The following is a 1105-nucleotide window of genomic DNA, read 5'->3' on the forward strand; positions in this document are numbered from 1 at the left end:
CGGTCATGTCCGAGCAAGCTGACAGGTTCACGCGTTTGCGCATAAACCGAAGCACTGAGGTGATCCTGGAAATTCTCGCCCACACCCGGCGAGTGAACTCGCATTGCAATGCCCATTTCTTCCAGGTGAGCCTGTGGCCCGATCCCCGACAGCATCAAAAGCTTGGGTGAAGCGATCGCTCCGGCACTGACAATGACCTCTGCACGGGCGGCAAAGCTGATCGCAGCGCCTTCACGATCCACGGCGTGAACACCCGTGACCCGACGGCCATCGAATAGCAGTTCGGTGACATGGGTCTCGGTGAGCACCTTGAGGTTTATGTTGTTGCGCAAAGGCCGTATGTAAGCCACCGCCGAACTGGCGCGCCGACCGTGTGAAGTGGTGGTCTGATAGAAGCCCGCGCCCTCCTGCCTCGCGCCATTGAAATCATCTGTCTCGGGCACCCCCGCTTCGACAGCCGCCCGCACAAAGGCGCGGCTCAAGGCATGCCGGTGCCCCGGGTCACTGACAGTCAGCGGGCCCGACTGGCCGTGCAAGACACCGCTTAATCGGACATTCGACTCACAGCGCCGAAACACCGGCAGAACGTCCTGCCATCCCCATCCGGGACAACCGTTGGCCTGCCAATCGTCATAGTCTTCTGCCTGGCCGCGAATATAAATCATCGCATTGACCGAACTGCCACCCCCCAGTGTGCGGCCTTGTGGAATGTAGACCTGGCGTTGGTTGACGAAAGGCTCGGGTTCGGTGCGATACATCCAGGTACGCCGGGAGCCGTGAACCCGGATGAAGGTGCCGGGAATGTGAATGTAAGGATGATTGTCAGCCGGCCCTGCTTCGAGCAGTAGGACCTGTTTGCCAGCATTCGCCAGCCGTGCGCTCAAGGCACAGCCAGCGGAACCGGCCCCGACCACAATGAAATCGAAGGTTTGCATTGGCATTGTTCTCGGTGTTGGGCGTCCTTGTTCAGCCGATCTGGCTGACGAATTTGGTGGTGAAGTACGCGTCCAGCCCTTCACTTCCGCCCTCGCTGCCATAACCGCTGTCCTTGACACCACCGAACGGCGTTTCCGGTGCGGCCAAGCCGAAGTGGTTGATGGAGACC

Annotated in this window: 2 protein-coding genes; both read right to left on the reverse strand. The window is 60.0% G+C overall.

The window, feature by feature from the left end; all coding sequences use genetic code 11:
• The coding region (locus tag AC1DVH_RS31595) for a GMC family oxidoreductase (protein WP_477757090.1) at positions 1–935 on the reverse strand (935 nt) is incomplete at its 3' end.
• Positions 936–966: 31 nt separating this feature from the next.
• The coding region (locus AC1DVH_RS31600) for an aldehyde dehydrogenase family protein (RefSeq protein ID WP_477757091.1) at positions 967–1105 on the reverse strand (139 nt) is incomplete at its 5' end.

Source organism: Pseudomonas sp. P4_C3 (genome assembly GCF_056402075.1).